Below are 16,789 nucleotides of genomic sequence, written 5' to 3'. Positions count from 1 at the left end.
TTTTACATAAGATGAAAGCCAAAGAAGAAATGGTTTTTATTGCGATCCTTATCGGCCTGGCGCTGGCGCCCTTATTTTTGTCAGAGTTCAGAACCAATCTGCTGGGCAAGTTTGTTGCTTACGCTATTTTGGCTATTGGGCTGGATTTAATCTGGGGTTATACCGGGATCTTAAGTCTCGGCCACGGGGTCTATTTCGGCCTGGGGGGCTATGCGATGGCCATGTATTTAAAACTGGAAGCCGCAAACGGGAAACTGCCCGACTTTATGTCCTGGAGCGGCCTGGAGGTGTTGCCCTGGTTTTGGCAGCCTTTTGCCAACGGGGCGGCAGCGATGGTCTTGGCAATCCTGATTCCCACAGGAATCGCCCTGGTAATCGGCTATTTGACCTTTAAAAACCGGATTCAGGGCGTGTATTTTTCCATACTGTCACAAGCGCTGGCTCTTATCTTTGTCGTACTGTTTGTTGGTCAGCAAGCCTATACCGGCGGTACAAACGGCTTAACCAACTACAAAAGCATAATGGGCTTGCCGTTAGCGAATGATACTACCAAGCTGGTGCTTTATTATGTGGCGGTAGGTTTGCTGGGTTTGACCTACTATCTGTGCCGGGTGCTGGTGAACCGCCGGATCGGCAAAATATTGATAGCCATTCGCGACGGTGAAAATAGGGTCAGATTTTCCGGGTATAATCCGGCGGCCTATAAAATTTTTGTGTATTGTCTGTCCGCTGCGATTGCCGGTGTGGCCGGCGCCGTCTTTGTACCCCAGGTGGGCATTATTTCACCGGCGGAAATGGGGATCGTTCCTTCTATCGAAATGATTATCTGGGTGGCAATCGGCGGCCGGGGGACATTAGTCGGGGCGGTAATCGGCGCCATCCTGGTCAATGCCCTGAAGAGCGGGGTCAGTGAAAGTTTCCCGGCTGTGTGGTCGTACTTTATTGGCCTGGCTTTTGTGGCCGTCGTTTTGTTTATGCCGGCAGGCATTGTGGGTCTGGCCAGGAAGCTTGCCCGCCGGTTAAGGCTGCCCGGCAGTAAGGATGTTAAAGCCGGTGAGGCTGCGTAACAGGGAAGGAGGCAGGTCAAATGGAGGCAATTTTACAAATTGATAATCTGACGGTCAGTTTTGATGGCTTCAAGGCCGTCAATAGTGTAAATACCGAGATTGCGCAAGGGGAAATACGATTTTTCATTGGCCCTAACGGGGCCGGTAAAACGACCTTGCTTGATGCCATCTGCGGGCGGGTCAAGCCGGTAGACGGCCAGGTTTTATTCAACGGCAAGCTTGATGTGACAAGATATGCCGAACATGAGATTGTTAACATTGGTATTGGCCGCAAGTTTCAGGTTCCGTCGGTGTTTACCAGTCTCACCGTAGAGGAAAATATGGAACTGGCTGTAGTCAAAGACCGTTCGCTGTATGCGTCGCTGTTCGCCGGTATGAGTAAAGCCCAGCAAGCGTGTAATGACGATATCCTGAATACCATCGGGCTGTATGAAAAGCGCCGCCGGGGGGCGGCAGCCCTGTCCCATGGTGAAAAGCAGTGGCTGGAAATCGGCATGCTGCTGGCCCAGCAGCCCAAGCTGATGCTGCTGGATGAACCTGTTGCCGGCATGGGCCGCAGCGAGACCGAGAAAACGGGAGAATTGCTGAAAAAGATTTGTCAGGACTGTACGGTGGTTGTTGTTGAGCATGATATGCAGTTTGTCAGAGACTTTGCCACCAGGGTCACGGTATTGCATGAAGGCGCCGTGCTGGATGAAGGCAGTGTCTTCGATGTACAAAACAATCCCAAAGTCATTGACGTTTATCTGGGGCGAGGTGGCGAGCAGGATGCTTAGTGTAAAAAATTTAACGGCGTGTTATGGGGAAAGTACTATTTTAGACCAAGTAAATTTGGCGGTGGCGCCGGGGCAGGTCGTTTGTCTCCTTGGCCGGAACGGGGTTGGCAAGTCAACCTTTCTTAAAAGCCTAATGGGTCTGGTGAATACTCCGCAAGGCAGTATTGTTTTTGACGGCCGGGAAATGATTGGTGACCCTACTTACCGGCGCGCCCGGCGGGGCATTGGCTATGTACCGCAGGGACGGGATATTTTCCCCCAGTTGACGGTAGCGGAAAATTTGCAGCTGGGCTTGGGCATGGCCGGCGGCAAAGGGGCAATCAGCGATAAAATATTCAGCCTGTTTCCCGTATTAAAAACCATGCTCGCCCGCAAAGGCGGCGACTTAAGCGGCGGCCAACAGCAGCAGCTAGCCATTGCCAGAGCCCTGGTGTCCAAGCCCAAACTGCTTATTTTAGATGAGCCTACAGAAGGGATTCAGCCGTCGGTAATCAAGGATATTGGCAGCGTAATCAAGCAGTTAAGGCAAGAGGGCAATATTACTATTCTGATTGTTGAACAGTATCTTGAATTTATCATGACGGTTGCCGACTACTATTATGTCATGGAGAAAGGGCAGATTGTTGCCGAGGGGTTGACCAAGGAGATCAATCCGGAAGAGATTCAAAAGCGCATGGCTGTTTAGGTGAATTTGCTGGCAGGGGGTTAGACAATGCATCTGAGTCCGATGGAAAAAGACAAGCTATTCATATATGTTGCCGGGCAGGTGGCGCGGGAACGGCTGAACCGGGGCCTGAAGCTCAATTATCCTGAGGCGGTAGCCTTGATAACGGCCGAATTGCTGGAGCGCATTCGCGATGGTTATAGTGTGGCCGAGCTGATGACAAGGGGAACGGCCATTTTGGGGTATGAGCAGGTTATGGAAGGTGTGCCGGCAATGATTGCTGAGCTTCAGGTCGAGGGAACTTTTCCCGATGGCACCAAGCTGGTTACCGTACATCAGCCGATACGTCTGGCCAGGGGGACTGCATTATGATACCGGGTGAACTGATATTGGCCACTGAGGATATTAGCGCCAACTGCAATCTGGCAGTACTTAGAATCGCAGTGGAAAACACCGGTGACCGGCCCATCCAGGTCGGCTCGCACTTTCATTTTTTTGAGGTCAACCGATACCTGGCCTTTGACCGGACCAGGGCCTGGGGGATGCGCCTTAATATTCCGGCGGGAACGGCTGTACGCTTCGAGCCGGGCGAGAGCCGTACCGTTGCGCTTGTCAGGTTTTCCGGTACCGGCCCCTGGCATGGGGCCAATAACTTAACCGCCGGCTCGACCGACAGGCAGCAATGCATTGACCGGGCCAGAGAAAAGGGCTTTATAAAATAGCTTGGACCAAGAGCTGAGGGGGGACTAGCGTGAGTTTAACCATGACAAGACGGCAGCATGCCGATATGTACGGACCGACCACCGGCGATAAAATCAGGCTGGCTGATACGGAGCTATGGGCTGAAATTGAACAAGACCTGACAAAACCGGGCGATGAAGCCAAATTTGGCGGCGGCAAGGTTATCCGCGACGGTATGGGCCAGGACCCGGAGGCGCTTGCCGCCGCCATGGACCTGGTGATCACCAACGCGGTGATTATTGATCACTGGGGGATTATTAAGGCCGATATCGGCATTAAAGACGGCCGCATTTGCGGGCTCGGTCAAGCCGGCAATCCAAAGACCATGGCTGGTGTCAACCTGCCCATCGGCGCCGGCACCGAGGTGATTGCCGGGGAGAATTACATTGTTACCGCCGGCGGCATCGACTCGCACATTCACTTCATTTGCCCCCAGCAAATCGAAGCCGCCATTGCCGCCGGCATTACAACTATGCTGGGCGGCGGTACCGGTCCGGCCGCAGGCACCAATGCCACCACCTGTACACCCGGTGAATGGAATATGTACCGCATGCTGCAGGCGGCAGAAGCTTTTCCCGTCAATATTGGCTTTTTTGGCAAAGGCAACAATTCGTGGCCTGAGGCCTTAGCCGCCCAGGTTAAAGCCGGGGCCATCGGGCTCAAATTGCACGAAGACTGGGGGTCTACCCCGGCTGCCATCGACTGTTGTCTTAAAGTGGCTGATGAGTTTGATGTGCAGGTTGCCATTCATACCGACACGCTCAATGAAGCCGGCTTTGTCGAAGATACCATTGCCGCCATTGCCGGCCGGACGATCCATACCTTCCATACCGAGGGCGCCGGCGGCGGCCATGCGCCGGACATTATTAAGGTAGCTGCACTGCCGAACGTCCTGCCGTCCTCCACCAATCCTACCCGGCCGTTTACCGTGAATACCCTGGAAGAACACCTGGATATGCTGATGGTCTGCCACCATCTGGACCGCAATGTTCCGGAAGACGTGGCTTTCGCTGATTCTCGCATTCGCCCGGAAACCATTGCTGCCGAGGATATCCTGCACGACCTGGGGGTGATTGCCATGATGTCTTCCGATTCCCAGGCCATGGGGCGGGTCGGTGAGGTTATCATCCGGACCTGGCAGACAGCCCATAAGATGAAGCTGCAGCGGGGGGCGTTAGCAGGCGACGGTTTGCATAAGGATAACAACCGTATTAAACGGTATATCAGCAAATATACCGTTAATCCGGCCATAACCCACGGCATCAGTCAGCTGGTCGGGTCGGTAGAGCCCGGAAAACTGGCAGACCTGGTATTGTGGCAGCCGAAGTTCTTTGGGGTGAAGCCGGCCCTGGTTATTAAGGGCGGCTTGATTATGAATGCGGCAATGGGTGATGCCAATGCTTCGATTCCCACCCCCCAGCCGGTCATCCAGCGCCCGATGTTTGCTGCTTTTGGCCAGGCTATTGCCAGTTGTGCAGTTACTTTTATTTCGCAGGCCGCGGCTGCCGCCAGGCTGGCAGACCGGCTCGGACTGGAGAAACAGCTGGTGCCTGTCAGCAACTGCCGCAATATTGGCAAACAGGATATGAAGCATAACTTTGCCACCCCGGCTATTGCCGTTGATCCGGAAACCTATCAGGTTACCGCTGACGGCGAGGCGCTGGTCTGTGAACCACTGGCCGAATTGCCTTTGGCGCAGCGGTATTTCCTGTTTTAAACTGAAGCTAATGGAAACAAGGAGTAAATCGCTATGATTGTTCATCAGGTTGTGGGCAAGCTGGCCGAGTTGAATTTGGACCACCAGCAGGGCAATGCGGACTTTACCATCGAAAGAGTGCTGCTGTCCTGGGATGAGCTGCCTAAACGGATTTTGCGCAAAACTACCGATGGCGGCCGGGAAATCGGTATCCAGCTTGAGCACGGACATTTACATCCCGGCGATATTCTGCATCGCGAGGGTCAGCATATAATCATTGTGGCAGTCAAAGCCGAAGCTGTTTTGGTTGTGTCTGTCGACACTATGCGCAATATGGGCCTGGCGGCGCATGCCATCGGCAACATGCATGCGCCGGTCGAGATAACGGCAGACACAATTATTACACCGTATAATTCTGTGTTAGCGGCTCAACTGCAGAAATTGGGGTTGGCAACCCAGGTGGAAAATCGGCCGTTCGCCCCATGAGCAGCCGGCCGTCATTACAGGCAAGCCTAAGGCTGATGCAGCTTGCCGATTCGGCTTTTCCGTCAGGTAGTTTTACGCAGTCGTTTGGGCTGGAAACGTTTATTCAACGGGGCGATATTAACAACAGCCGCCACTTGGCCGGCTATATGGCAACCTATCTCTACTATACCTGGCGCGTTACTGATTTGTTGGCGGTCAGGCTTGCCTGGCAGGCCGCCCGGGCGCTGAACATGAATAAGCTGATGGTGCTGGACAAACGGCTGCATGCCATGAAGCTGCCTTATGAAAGCCGGGAGGGCAGTGTGAAAATGGGTAAGCGCCTAAGACGGATTTTAGGTGAAATCGACCCGGCGTATCAGCCGGCCGGCCGGTTGCCCTGGTGCCATCATGCCATTGTCTTTGGTCATTATGGGGCGCTGGCCAGCGAGCTGGAGCCGCTGCTGGCAGCCTATGCCCATGCTGCCGTTGTGTCGTTGGTTGCCAATGGCGTACGGGCCATTCCGCTGGGGCAGACTGACGGCCAGCAAGTCATTGCCCGGCTCCAGCCGCTGGCCGAGGTGTGTATTAACTGGGCTTTAACGGCGACCGAACAGGAATGGGGCGGCAGCGCCCCGGCCTTGGACTGGGCCGGTATGGCGCATGAAGGCTTATATTCACGAATCTTTATGTCATAGGAGGCGAGGGAATGAAGCCCATTCGCATTGGCGTAGGCGGACCGGTAGGTTCGGGAAAAACGGCTCTGGTGGAAAAGTTAACCCGGTACCTGGCGGCGGAGTTCAGCTTAGCGGTTATCACCAACGATATTTTCACCAAGGAAGATGCTCTGTTTCTCTGCCGCAACGGCATTTTGCCCCCTGACCGGATTATTGGTGTCGAGACCGGCGGCTGTCCCCACACGGCCATACGGGAGGATGCGTCCATGAATCTGGAGGCCATCGAAGCTTTACTGGAGCGCCATCCCGACCTGGAGCTTATTTTTGTGGAAAGCGGCGGTGACAATCTGGCGGCAACCTTTAGTCCGGAGCTGGTTGATGTGGCCATCTACATTATTGATGTAGCGCAGGGGGAGAAGATTCCCCGCAAAGGCGGCCCGGGCATTACCCGCTCGGACCTGCTGGTTATTAATAAAATTGATTTGGCCCCGCATGTTGGTGCCAGTCTGGAAGTTATGGCTGCCGATTCCCGCCGCATGCGCGGCGAGAGACCGTTTTTGTTTACAAACCTAAAGACCGAGGAAGGCCTGGCTGAGGTGTTGGCCTGGCTTCGTCATAATGTCATTATGGCGGATATTGCCTGATGCTGGCCAGGTTAAAACAGGGCGTTATTCAGGCCGAGGTAGCTTTGGTAAACGGGCGCAGCGTGGTTAGTTCCCTGCGGCAGCGGATGCCGCTGCGTGTCTCCAGCCCGCTGTATCCTGTCAGTCCCCGGACGGTAAGTTTTTTTATTATGAATCCTGCGGCCGGTCTTCTCCAGGGAGACCAGCATCGTATTTATCTATGTGTTAAAGCCGGGGCGCAGGCTGTCGTCCTGGGGCAGGGCGCCACCAAGGTTTTTCGCTCCCCCCGGCGCAAATTTTCCCGGCAGTTTACGACTATCCGCGTCGAGGCCGGGGCCAGACTGGAGTATCTGCCGGAGGTGGTCATTCCCTTTGCCGAAAGCTGTCTGTTCAGCAGAACCAACATCCTGGTTGCCAGCCAGGCCTCGGCCCTGTTTTGGGAAATTAACGCCCCCGGCCGTGTCGCCCGGCAGGAGCTTTTTGCCTATCATAAACTGGACCAGCAGACCAATGTCTATATTGACCGGGAGTTAATTGGCAGCGACCGGTTTGTGCTTGCGCCGGCAAGTATTCCGGCCGAGCTGCAGTCCTGGCGCAAGCCGCTTGGCCTGCTGCATGGCTATACGCATACCGGCACCTTTTGGACCATTGATCCTAATGCCGAACAGGCACTAGGCCAGGTGCTGCAGCGAAATACGGAAGCGGAAGCCGGTTATCTGGAGCAGCTAGCCGGCAGGTGCGGTGTACTGCTGGCCGGTACTAAGCTTACCGGCCAGGCCTATTGTTTCCGGGCATTAGGGCCCAGTGCCGACAATATTCAGGCAGCCTTCAAGGAACTATGGCAGTTTTTCCGTAACCGGTTATTTAACCAACCGGCCTGGCCGTGGCGAAAGTACTGAAGCTTACTATACCGGGGCCCGCTGGGCAGGGGTGACTCGTGTCTGGCTGGGGCGGCGGTTTGTTCAGGGACAGCTTGTATATGGCGTTTGCTCATGATATAATTGATAATGATAATCAATTAATTAATTACTGGGGGTATTGCTGTCCTGATAACCGGTGTCATTTTTGGGGCAGGCCAGGCAGGTTAACCTGGGGATGAGGAGATTGCCATGAATGGATGGGAAGCGGCAGAAAAAACAGTCCCGGCCGGCGAAGAACACTGGCTGATGCATAACAATCGGCCTTATGTAATGTATTCAACCCCGGACCGGGTTGTGGCCGGGGCTGGCGAGCGCTTTGGCCGGGCCAGTGTGCGGCATTTGTTCAGCGGCCCCTTTGCCCGCATCCGGGACACAGAGCTGACCTTTGGCGACAGCATTGCCGGCGGCGCCCGCTTTGCCATACCGCATATTGTGCTGTATTTCTGCCTGGCCGGGCAGTTTGCCCTGGAGGAAAACGACCTGGCCGTGGATGACACCAACTTTTTGGCGTTTCGCTCGGCTGAGCTGCGGCAGGTCCGGTTTCAGTCCGGTCTGTATAACCGGATAATTACGGTGGAAATCTATCCTGAGCAAATGCAGGGGGTGGACAGTAGCCTGCAGGCCCTGCTGCCCAGTTTTCCGGCCGGGGAGCGTTTTTTCTCCAACCACCGGCTGTCCCCGGGCCTGAGGCATATTTTGCAGCAACTGATCGACTGCCCTTATCCGGACCCGGTACGGGAGCTGTATATAGAAGGAAAGCTGCTGGAACTGCTGGCTGTTTATTTCAATGAGACGGTTTACCGGCAGGCTGTCCTCCCGGACGGACCGCTCCGGCTTTCCCGGCAGGATATTACCAGCCTGCAGCAGGCCCGGCAGCTTCTGGACCGGAATTTTATCACACCGCCGACTCTGGCCGGCCTGGCCAGAATGGTCTGCCTGAATGAGTTTAAATTGAAAAACGGCTTTAAACAGGTATTCGGCCAGACGGTCCACAGCTATGTTGTCGATAAGCGGCTGGAACTGGCTGTCCGGTTGTTGACCGAAAAAAAGCTCAACATCGGCGAGGTGGCTTCGCACATCGGCTATGCGAACGCCAGTTACTTTGCTCTGGCCTTCCGTAAGAAAAACGGTATCAACCCCCGCGAGTATTTAGCCCAGAGAGAATAAGCCCCGGCTGTGGACCGGCTGCATCAATTAGGATGCAGCCGGTTTGTTGTTTGCGACCCGGGGCGGCGAGCGAAAAAATCCCGATACTGTTGCTGAAATCCGGATACAGGTAGAGGCCGTCCGTCCGGTTTAGTAGACTAATAAATGATATAAATAATTATTATCATATAGCGGGCAAGGTGGAGGAGGGGAATTGATGGATGGAGGCTCCGGTTTAAAGGCGGCCAAACCTGACCCGCGGGTGTGGCTGTTTCTGGTTGTCACAGTCTCCTGGCTGACCTATGTGTGCGGGAGCCGCGGCGAGCTTTTCAGCTTATTTCTGCTGCTGGCCGCATTGATGGCGGTTCAGAAAATGGGGCGGACGGCGCTGCGTTTTGCAGGCGCTTTTCTGCTGATTGTTTTTTGACTGGACGGCGTGGTCGCCTAAGAAAGGTGGAAGCATTCATGGAGGAAAATAACTGGCTGAAAACCGTGTGGCTGTTTGCCGGCGGGTGCCGGCTGCAGCTGCTGTTGGCGATACTATGCGCAATTGTCAGTGTGGCCGGCAGCATGGTGCCGTATCTGGGCGTTTATCAGATTATTATCTTATTTCTGGAAGAACAGGCAACGGTCCGGGCCGTCTTATTCTGGGCGGCCCTGAGTCTGGGCGGACATCTAATCCAGCTTGGATTCTATGCCCTGTCGACGATGCTGGCCCATTTTTCCGCCTACAGCATCCTGGAAAATATGCGCCTGCGCATCGCCGACCGGCTGCTGCAGGCGCCGCTGGGAACGGTGTTGAACCAGACGGCGGGAAAAATGAAAAGTGTGATTGTCGATAAGGTGGAAAGCGTGGAGGTCCCCCTGGCCCATCTCATCCCGGAGGGCACTGCCAATCTGCTGCTGCCGCTGGCGATATTTGCCTATCTGCTGGCAATCGACTGGCGGATGGCCCTGGCGGCTACGCTTACGATACCGGCCGCTGCCGTCATCTATGCAGTGCTGCTGCAAGCCTTTGACAGAAAGTATGCTGAATATATGGCTGCCGGCAATTATGTCAATAGTGTGATTGTCGAATATATTGAGGGGATTGAGGTTATCAAGGCCTTTAACCAGTCGGCCGCGTCCTATGAACGGTATGAGCGCGCAGTTGGGCAGTTTAGGGAGTATACCCTGGCCTGGTTCCGGAGTACCTGGAAAGTCATGAACCTGGGCGGCGCGGTGCTGCCGTCCACCCTGCTTGGCGCCATGCCGGCCGGGATGTACTTGTATCTTAATGGCACGCTGCAGCCAGCAGAGCTTACGATGTGCCTGATCCTGTCCCTGGGGCTGGTCGCGCCCCTGACGAGCTTTACGGTGTTTGTCAATGATGACAAGGCCATCGAATATGCGGTGAAAGACGCGGCTGATTTTTTAAACCTGCCGGGGCTGCCGGTTGCGGCGGCGCCGGTGGAGCTGGCAGCCTATGATATTGCGCTGGACCAGGTGTCTTTTGCCTATGACGCAGCGGCCCCGGGGACGGCCGGGGGCCGCAGGGTGCTCGACGGCCTGACGCTGCGCCTGCCCCAGGGAACCTTTACGGCGCTGGTGGGGCCGTCGGGCAGCGGCAAATCGACGGTTGCCAGGCTGATCGCCCGTTTTTGGGATGTGGGGAACGGCGCAGTCCGCATCGGCGGGGTGAATATCAAAGATTTGCCCCTGTCCCAGCTGGCCGACACAGTCAGTTTTGTAACTCAGGATAATTTCCTGTTTAACTGCTCCCTGAGGGAGAACATTCGCCTTGGCAATCCCCGGGCGTCGGACGAGGAGGTTATGGCCGCTGCCCGGGCGGCCTGCTGCGACGGGTTTATCCGCAGGCTGGCTAAGGGGTACGATACCGGCGCCGGTGAAGCGGGCAGCAGGTTGTCGGGCGGGGAAAAGCAAAGAATCGCGATTGCCAGAGCCATCTTAAAAAACGCGCCGGTGGTCATCCTGGATGAAGCAACGGCGTTTACCGATCCGGAGAATGAGGACAAGCTCCAGCAGTCCCTGGCTGCCCTGACCCGCGACAAGACCCTGCTGGTCATCGCCCACCGGCTGTCGACAATTATCCGGGCCGGCCAGATCGTGGTTATGGAGCAGGGCCGGATTGTCCAGACCGGCACGCACGCCGCCCTGCTTGCCGGCTGCCCGCTTTACCGGTCGATGTGGGCGGCCCATACCGGGGCCCGCCAGTGGGCGGCCAATCATGAACAAGGAGACAACAGCCCATGCTGCAAACAATAAAACGGATTATCGCCTGGTCGGGGCCGCGCCAAAGACGCTTATATGCCGGTTGTGTGTATTCGTTCCTGCACACGGTATTTACCGCTCTGCCGATTATGGGCGCCGCCTGCGGCCTCAATCTGATTATAGAGGACAGCAGGGGCGCCGCTGCCCTTGACGGGGCGCGGGTCTGGTATATGCTGGGGTTTATGCTGGTTACCGTGGCCGGGCGGTTCTGGTTCGCCTATCTGCGGGCCGCCGCCCAGGAGAGTATTGGCTATGAAGTGGCCGCCGAGCAGCGGCTGGCGATTGGCGCCCTCTTAAAACGGGTGTCGCTGGGCTTTTTCAGCAAGAAAACTGCCGGCGAGATTGCCGCCGCCGTGACGACCGATCTATCCTTACTGGAGCTGTTTGGCATGAAGATGGTTGACGTGGTGGTCAACGGCTATATCAGTGCGATTACCCTGGTGTTGTGCCTGGCTCTGTACAGCTGGCAGGTCGCGCTGGTTGCGGCGGCCGGCATTGCGGCCTCGGCCTGGTCGCTGCAGCTGCTGGGCCTAAAGAGCAAGGCCAACGCCCCTGTCCATCAGACCGCCCAGGACCGCATGATTGCCGCCACCCTTGAGTATGTCCGGGGCATGGCGGTTGTCAAGGCCTTTAAGCAGGACGGTGTGGCCCGGGACGGAATCCGTAATGCCTACCGGCTGAGCAAGGAGATCAACTGCAAGATTGAAAAAGAGTATGTGCCTTATAACTGCCTCCATTTACTGGCACTGAAAACCGCCGCCACCGGCGTGGTCCTGGCCGCGGCCCTGCTGACGCTGCAGGGGGCGATGGCTGTGCCGACGCTGCTGATGATGGCGATCTTCTCCTTTGTGATCTTTAAACAGATTGAGACAGTCAACAATGCCGCCCATGTGCTGGAACTCATTGATGCCACCCTCGATAAGCTCGGGGAGATTGAGACCGCGGAGTTTATTGATAAAGACGGGGTCGATGTGCAATTGCCGGCCTATGATATCCGGTTTCAGGCGGTCACGTTCGCCTATGACCAGCAGGCGGTGCTGCAGAATGTGTCCTTTACGGTCCCGGCCGGCACCACGACAGCCATTGTCGGTCCTTCGGGCAGCGGCAAATCGACAATCTGCAGCCTGATCGCCCGCTTCTATGATGTGGATCAGGGCCGGGTGCTGATTGGCGGGGTTGATATCAAAACCATGACCTGCGACAGCCTGCTTGCCCATATCAGTATGGTATTCCAGCAGGTCTACCTGTTTCATGATACGGTACTGAATAATATCCGCTTCGGCCAGCCGGCGGCAACAATGGACGAGGTGGTGGCGGCCGCCCGCAAGGCCTGCTGCCATGATTTCATTACCAAGCTGCCCAACGGGTACGAGACTGTAATCGGCGACGGCGGCGCCACCCTTTCGGGCGGGGAAAAACAGCGCATTTCCATTGCCCGGGCCATACTGAAGGCGGCACCTATTGTCATTTTGGACGAGGCAACCGCCAGTGTGGATCCGGAGAATGAGCATCTCATTCAGCAGGCGCTCAGTGCCCTGGTGCAGGGTAAAACCATGCTGATTATTGCCCACCGCCTGGCCACCATCCAAAACGCCGATCAGATCCTGGTGGTCGAAGCCGGCCGCATTGCCCAGCAGGGCACCCACGCGGAGTTGAGCCGGCAGGACGGGGTGTACAGGCGGTTCCTGGCCATCCGGCAGGCGGCGGAAGGGTGGAGTTTAGGCGAAGTAGATGGAAATAAGTCAAATTTAGTTATAAGTCAAGCCTGACCCCGGGTGCTGACCCCGGGTGAAACGCTGCGGGCCAGGGCCAGAAAATTTTCGACACGGGGTGATTTTTCATTTTTATGCCAGGCTATGGCCGTTTCCAGCGGCGGGATGGCGTTTGTTAGCGGCCGGTAGACGACCCCCTTTATGTTTAATTTTTGAATGGAGCCGGGCAGCAGGGCGATGCCCATGCCGGCCGCAACCAGGGATACCGAGGTTTGCAGCTCATGGACCTCCTGCGATATGCGGGGTTCAAAACCGGCATGGCGGCAGATATTAATGATGCCGTCATGATACCCTTCCCCGACCTTCCTGGTTGTCATGATGAAGGAATTCGGCGCCAGCTGCCGCACATCAACCGACTGGCATTCTGCCAGCTGATGATTTTGGGGCAAGGCGACAACGAAGGCGTCCCGGCAAACAACCTCAAAGTTCAACTCGGCGGTAATGACAGGCAGGCAGAGTATCCCCACCTGCAGCTCTTCCTGCAGCAAGGCCCGGGCCTGCTCAGTGGTGCCCAGCTGGCGCAAGGTCAGCTCGACCAGCGGATACCTGGCCCGGTACGCGGGGATCAGGCGGGGCAGCATATTAAAGGTCGCGATGCCGGTAAAGCCGACAATTAAGCAGCCTTGCTTTCCCTGCTGCGTATTCCGGGCAGCAACACCGGCTTTTTGAACGTCGGCAATGATTTGATAGGCTTTTTCCAGAAAGACCTTGCCTGCTTCTGTCAGTGCCACCTGGCGTTTCGTGCGGTAAAACAACGGAGCCCCTATTTCTGTTTCCAGGTTTTGAATCTGCTGGCTTAGCGGCGGCTGGGCCATCTTTAAACGGCTGGCGGCCCGGCTGAAATGCAATTCTTCCGCGACTGCAATAAAGTAGTGTAGATGCCGTAGCTCCATTTCTATCCATCCTTTACATTTTTTTATTATATTTTAAAAGTATTATTTAAGTGTTATTTATATATTAGACATCTGTTTCCTGCTGCTATATACTAAGTTTATACAGAACCCCAGATACCGGAGCACGGTTTATTGGGGAAACATATAATTGTTCAGCGCTGAACTTTTGACTTTTACCGGTCAAAAGTTTTTTTGTTGCTTTTTTTTTCAAGGCGGGAGGAAAGGATGATTCAATTGTCAGAAGACAGATTGTCTGTTACCGGGAGACCACGCGAATACATAATAAAAAATGCTGCGTTGCTTGATATAGTGCAGGGAGCAGTTATCAGGGGGGGAGCGGTTCGCATTCAGGATGACAGCATTGTGGAGCTGTTTACCGGTCCGGAAATTCCCGCAGGGGTTGAGAGCTTTGATGCAGCGGGAATGTATATGATGCCGGGCCTGATCGACCTGCATGTCCATCTGGTTTGGGACGGCAGTGCCGATCCGCTGTATACCATGGCCAAAGAAGGCAATTATCTGGCTTTTGCCAGAGGGATAATGAATGCCCGGAGATCACTGGCCCAGGGGGTTACCACGGTCAGGGATGTCGGGTCTGTTGATGATGTTGCCGTGGATATTGCCAGGGTATTTGAGGTGGGGATGATTTTGGGTCCAACCGTGGTTGGCGCCGGGCGGATTATTCAGCCGACCGGCGGCCATGTGCCGGCGCTTGGTTATATCGCTGATTCCCGGGAGGAGCTGATTAAAGCTGTCCGTTATATGAAAATGCGGGGCGCCGGGGTGATCAAAGTAGCCTCGACCGGCGGCGCCTACGGTCCGGAGGAGATAGGTCCATCGGTCTATTCAGAAGCAGACCTGGCGGTAATCGTAGCCGAGGCCCACCATTTGGGATTAAAGGTGGCTTCCCATTCGCTCGGCCGGGTGGGGATTGAAAATGCGGTGCGGGCCGGGGTGGATACCATAGAGCATGGCGCAGATATTTCGTCAGGTATTCTGCAGGCGATGCATGAAAAAAACACGTATTTTGTTCCCACACTGGCTGTATATAAAAAGTTATCGGAGAGCTCAGGGCAAATCCCTGAACAATATGTTGACAAGGCCAAGACGGTTGCTGGCTGGCACCGGGAGACTTTTCGCAAGGCAATGGATATTGGTGTTCCGATTGCGCTGGGAACGGATGCCGGTTCGCCCAATTTTGGGCCTCAGCCGTCGGTATTGCTGGAAATGTGTACAATGGGCCAGTACGGGATGAAGCCGGCCGATATTTTGCGGGCGGCAACACACACCGCGGCGGCTGCGTTAGGCAGGAGCCAGGTGCTTGGGGCGATTGAGGCCGGGAAAAAGGCTGATATTTTGCTTTTAAAGGAAAACCCTTTGGAAGATATTCGCAGCATCAATAGTATTTGCCAGGTGATCAAAAGCGGGGTGATGCTGTAACTGTTCGGTTTGTCAGGTGAAAAAATACAAGCTTGGAAAGGAGAAAAATATGATTGCTTCCAGTAAGCTCAACAGTAGTGTACCGGCAAGTCCCCGTATGTTCAAGGCGGTTCTTGCGGGATCAATCGGCAATGCATTGGAATGGTTTGATTATGGTCTGTATGGTTATTTTGCTTCCATTATTTCTTCCCAGTTTTTTTCTTCCCAAGATCCTGTTACTGCGCTGATGCTGGCGTTCATTGTATTTGGGGTTGGCTTTGTCATGCGGCCTGTAGGCGGGCTTATCTTTGGCCATTATGCCGACCGGGTGGGCCGGCGTAATGTGCTGACCTGGACGGTTATGTTAATGGGTGTTAGTACATTCATTGTGGGAATTCTGCCAACATATGCGCAGGTAGGGGTTTTAGCACCAATTTTGCTGGCTGTTTGCCGGTTGTTGCAGGGAATATCCACCGGCGGTGAATGGGGAAGCTGCATGTCGTTTTTGGCGGAATACGCTACTCCGTACAACCGGGGCTTTATTGTAAGCTGGTCGCAGTTTAGTATTGCCGTGGGGTTGCTGCTCGGCTCGGGCTCCGGCGCTATTCTCAGTTCCCTGCTTTCGCCTGAGGACATGAATGCCTGGGGTTGGCGTCTCCCGTTTTTGAGTGGAATTTTAATTGCCGCTTACGGTTTGTATATACGGCGTAAAATTGATGAAACGCCGGTGTTTAAAGGCTGTGAGGATGCCCAGGCATTGGTGCAGACGCCGCTTAAGACAGTGTTCAAGCACTATAAGCGGGAAACGATACTGAGCTTCGGTATTGTAATTGGCTGGACGATTTCGTATTGGATTATCATGGCCTATATGCCAACTTATATTTCCAAGGTATTAAAATTTCCGTTATCTGTCGGACTCTCCTTTAATACGTTCTTAATTATAATTTTTATGATTGCCATTCCGTTTACCGGCATGCTTGCTGATAAAGTGGGGCGAAAGCCGGTCATGATGGGCGCAGCCTTAGGCTTAATTGTTTTGGGCTACCCGGTATTTTATTTGTTAAGCACTACGGAAAGCTCTGTTATGTTTCTTGCAGGATTAGTTGTATTAGCCGTTCTGGAAGCCATGATTTGCGGCGGCGCTACGGTTTACATGACGGAGATATTCCCGACCAACATCCGCTGCAGCGCAATTGCCGTTGGGTATAATATTGCGGTGGCCTGTTTTGGCGGGACAGCGCCGTTTGTTTCGACCTGGCTGATCTCGGTTACCGGCAGTAACCTGGCTCCGACCTACTATTTGATCGCCGGCGCGATGGTCACCTTGCTGGTTTTAGTGCTTTTGGCTGAAGAAACGCATAATAAAGAGCTGGCCTAACCGTGTGACTAAAGTCGTTACTGCAGCTGGTGATGCCGTAAAACAAGGAAGCAACCCTCCTGTTATTAGGAAAGGTTGCTTCCTTGCTTTAGGTGACCACGGCACTGTACCCGGCGGCGCAGTGAACACTACTTTATCCCCCGGCATCGCCTCTTAGGCTGGAAGCCCGCCTGATAAGCGCGGTTTTTGATTTATGCATACCTTCCAATTCGTATATATTGCGATTGTGACGCCAGTATATGATTCTGGGGGGAGGGCGGGTTAACATCATTTTAAGCGGAGGG

17 protein-coding genes are annotated in these 16,789 nt (G+C 54.8%); 16 read left to right on the top strand and 1 reads right to left on the bottom strand.

Going from position 1 to position 16,789, the window contains the following annotated elements:
* Positions 1 to 11 precede the first annotated feature (11 nt).
* The 14 genes from urtC to SPTER_RS15390 all read left to right on the top strand — a co-directional run bounded on the left by urtC (position 12) and on the right by SPTER_RS15390 (position 12,812).
* Positions 12 to 1,067 (top strand): urea ABC transporter permease subunit UrtC, encoded by a 1,056-nt coding sequence (gene urtC / locus SPTER_RS15455; protein WP_144352933.1) that lies wholly within the window; start codon positions 12 to 14, stop codon positions 1,065 to 1,067.
* Between the two features lie 20 nt (positions 1,068 to 1,087).
* Complete coding sequence (gene urtD / locus SPTER_RS15450) at positions 1,088 to 1,843, top strand: urea ABC transporter ATP-binding protein UrtD (RefSeq protein WP_144351197.1); 756 nt, start codon at positions 1,088 to 1,090, stop codon at positions 1,841 to 1,843.
* On the top strand, positions 1,836 to 2,528 hold the full coding sequence (urtE, locus tag SPTER_RS15445; protein WP_144351196.1) for an urea ABC transporter ATP-binding subunit UrtE: 693 nt from the start codon (positions 1,836 to 1,838) through the stop codon (positions 2,526 to 2,528). The genes urtD and urtE overlap by 8 nt, the downstream gene beginning before the upstream one ends.
* 27 nt (positions 2,529 to 2,555) lie before the next feature.
* Positions 2,556 to 2,879 carry an urease subunit gamma gene (locus SPTER_RS15440; RefSeq protein WP_144351195.1) on the top strand — a complete coding sequence of 108 codons (324 nt, stop codon included), beginning with the start codon at positions 2,556 to 2,558 and terminating at the stop codon, positions 2,877 to 2,879.
* Positions 2,876 to 3,229 (top strand): urease subunit beta, encoded by a 354-nt coding sequence (locus SPTER_RS15435; protein WP_144351194.1) that lies wholly within the window; start codon positions 2,876 to 2,878, stop codon positions 3,227 to 3,229. Before SPTER_RS15440 ends, SPTER_RS15435 begins: the two co-directional genes overlap by 4 nt.
* A gap of 29 nt (positions 3,230 to 3,258) precedes the next feature.
* On the top strand, positions 3,259 to 4,965 hold the full coding sequence (ureC, locus tag SPTER_RS15430) for an urease subunit alpha (RefSeq protein WP_144351193.1): 1,707 nt from the start codon (positions 3,259 to 3,261) through the stop codon (positions 4,963 to 4,965).
* Positions 4,966 to 4,998: 33 nt separating this feature from the next.
* A complete protein-coding gene (locus SPTER_RS15425) occupies positions 4,999 to 5,430 on the top strand; it encodes an urease accessory protein UreE (RefSeq protein ID WP_144351192.1) in 432 nt (143 codons plus the stop codon).
* On the top strand, positions 5,427 to 6,104 hold the full coding sequence (locus SPTER_RS15420; RefSeq protein ID WP_144351191.1) for an urease accessory protein UreF: 678 nt from the start codon (positions 5,427 to 5,429) through the stop codon (positions 6,102 to 6,104). The genes SPTER_RS15425 and SPTER_RS15420 overlap by 4 nt, the downstream gene beginning before the upstream one ends.
* Positions 6,105 to 6,115: 11 nt before the next feature.
* Positions 6,116 to 6,727 (top strand): urease accessory protein UreG, encoded by a 612-nt coding sequence (gene ureG, locus SPTER_RS15415; protein ID WP_144351190.1) that lies wholly within the window; start codon positions 6,116 to 6,118, stop codon positions 6,725 to 6,727.
* Positions 6,727 to 7,605: an urease accessory protein UreD gene (locus SPTER_RS15410; RefSeq protein ID WP_144351189.1), complete on the top strand. Its 879-nt coding sequence runs from the start codon at positions 6,727 to 6,729 to the stop codon at positions 7,603 to 7,605. Before ureG ends, SPTER_RS15410 begins: the two co-directional genes overlap by 1 nt.
* A 210-nt stretch (positions 7,606 to 7,815) precedes the next feature.
* Positions 7,816 to 8,793, top strand: coding sequence for a helix-turn-helix domain-containing protein (locus SPTER_RS15405; RefSeq protein ID WP_144351188.1), 978 nt, complete (start codon positions 7,816 to 7,818; stop codon positions 8,791 to 8,793).
* A 196-nt stretch (positions 8,794 to 8,989) separates the two neighbouring features.
* On the top strand, positions 8,990 to 9,199 hold the full coding sequence (locus SPTER_RS15400) for a hypothetical protein (RefSeq protein ID WP_144351187.1): 210 nt from the start codon (positions 8,990 to 8,992) through the stop codon (positions 9,197 to 9,199).
* 38 nt (positions 9,200 to 9,237) lie between these two features.
* Positions 9,238 to 11,037, top strand: a complete 1,800-nt coding sequence (locus tag SPTER_RS15395) for an ABC transporter ATP-binding protein (RefSeq protein WP_144351186.1) — start codon at positions 9,238 to 9,240, stop codon at positions 11,035 to 11,037.
* Complete coding sequence (locus tag SPTER_RS15390; protein ID WP_144351185.1) at positions 11,022 to 12,812, top strand: ABC transporter ATP-binding protein; 1,791 nt, start codon at positions 11,022 to 11,024, stop codon at positions 12,810 to 12,812. Before SPTER_RS15395 ends, SPTER_RS15390 begins: the two co-directional genes overlap by 16 nt.
* Here SPTER_RS15390 and SPTER_RS15385 read toward each other — a convergent pair.
* Positions 12,803 to 13,708, bottom strand: coding sequence for a LysR substrate-binding domain-containing protein (locus SPTER_RS15385; protein WP_144351184.1), 906 nt, complete (start codon positions 13,706 to 13,708; stop codon positions 12,803 to 12,805). The genes SPTER_RS15390 and SPTER_RS15385 overlap by 10 nt on opposite strands.
* A 225-nt stretch (positions 13,709 to 13,933) precedes the next feature.
* Between SPTER_RS15385 and SPTER_RS15380 the strand changes: the two genes are divergently transcribed.
* Together SPTER_RS15380 and SPTER_RS15375 are read left to right on the top strand one after the other, a co-directional pair.
* On the top strand, positions 13,934 to 15,148 hold the full coding sequence (locus tag SPTER_RS15380) for a metal-dependent hydrolase family protein (protein WP_144351183.1): 1,215 nt from the start codon (positions 13,934 to 13,936) through the stop codon (positions 15,146 to 15,148).
* 49 nt (positions 15,149 to 15,197) lie between these two features.
* Positions 15,198 to 16,505, top strand: a complete 1,308-nt coding sequence (locus tag SPTER_RS15375) for an MFS transporter (RefSeq protein WP_144351182.1) — start codon at positions 15,198 to 15,200, stop codon at positions 16,503 to 16,505.
* Positions 16,506 to 16,789: the final 284 nt, after the last annotated feature.

This window comes from Sporomusa termitida, from assembly GCF_007641255.1.
Lineage (GTDB): Bacteria > Bacillota > Negativicutes > Sporomusales > Sporomusaceae > Sporomusa > Sporomusa termitida.
The sequence above is the reverse complement of the archived record's forward strand: the minus strand, read 5'-3'. Positions and strand labels throughout refer to the sequence as shown.

Coding starts and splice junctions, on each gene's coding strand:
- SPTER_RS15380 (WP_144351183.1), top strand. CDS start 13,934: ATGATTCAATTGTCAGAAGACAGATTGTCTGTTACCGGGAGACCACGC.
- urtE (WP_144351196.1), top strand. CDS start 1,836: ATGCTTAGTGTAAAAAATTTAACGGCGTGTTATGGGGAAAGTACTATT.
- SPTER_RS15425 (WP_144351192.1), top strand. CDS start 4,999: ATGATTGTTCATCAGGTTGTGGGCAAGCTGGCCGAGTTGAATTTGGAC.
- SPTER_RS15390 (WP_144351185.1), top strand. CDS start 11,022: ATGCTGCAAACAATAAAACGGATTATCGCCTGGTCGGGGCCGCGCCAA.
- urtC (WP_144352933.1), top strand. CDS start 12: ATGAAAGCCAAAGAAGAAATGGTTTTTATTGCGATCCTTATCGGCCTG.
- SPTER_RS15395 (WP_144351186.1), top strand. CDS start 9,238: ATGGAGGAAAATAACTGGCTGAAAACCGTGTGGCTGTTTGCCGGCGGG.
- SPTER_RS15405 (WP_144351188.1), top strand. CDS start 7,816: ATGAATGGATGGGAAGCGGCAGAAAAAACAGTCCCGGCCGGCGAAGAA.
- SPTER_RS15410 (WP_144351189.1), top strand. CDS start 6,727: ATGCTGGCCAGGTTAAAACAGGGCGTTATTCAGGCCGAGGTAGCTTTG.
- SPTER_RS15385 (WP_144351184.1), bottom strand. CDS start 13,708: ATGGAGCTACGGCATCTACACTACTTTATTGCAGTCGCGGAAGAATTG.
- SPTER_RS15440 (WP_144351195.1), top strand. CDS start 2,556: ATGCATCTGAGTCCGATGGAAAAAGACAAGCTATTCATATATGTTGCC.
- ureG (WP_144351190.1), top strand. CDS start 6,116: ATGAAGCCCATTCGCATTGGCGTAGGCGGACCGGTAGGTTCGGGAAAA.
- SPTER_RS15420 (WP_144351191.1), top strand. CDS start 5,427: ATGAGCAGCCGGCCGTCATTACAGGCAAGCCTAAGGCTGATGCAGCTT.
- SPTER_RS15400 (WP_144351187.1), top strand. CDS start 8,990: ATGGATGGAGGCTCCGGTTTAAAGGCGGCCAAACCTGACCCGCGGGTG.
- SPTER_RS15435 (WP_144351194.1), top strand. CDS start 2,876: ATGATACCGGGTGAACTGATATTGGCCACTGAGGATATTAGCGCCAAC.
- urtD (WP_144351197.1), top strand. CDS start 1,088: ATGGAGGCAATTTTACAAATTGATAATCTGACGGTCAGTTTTGATGGC.
- SPTER_RS15375 (WP_144351182.1), top strand. CDS start 15,198: ATGATTGCTTCCAGTAAGCTCAACAGTAGTGTACCGGCAAGTCCCCGT.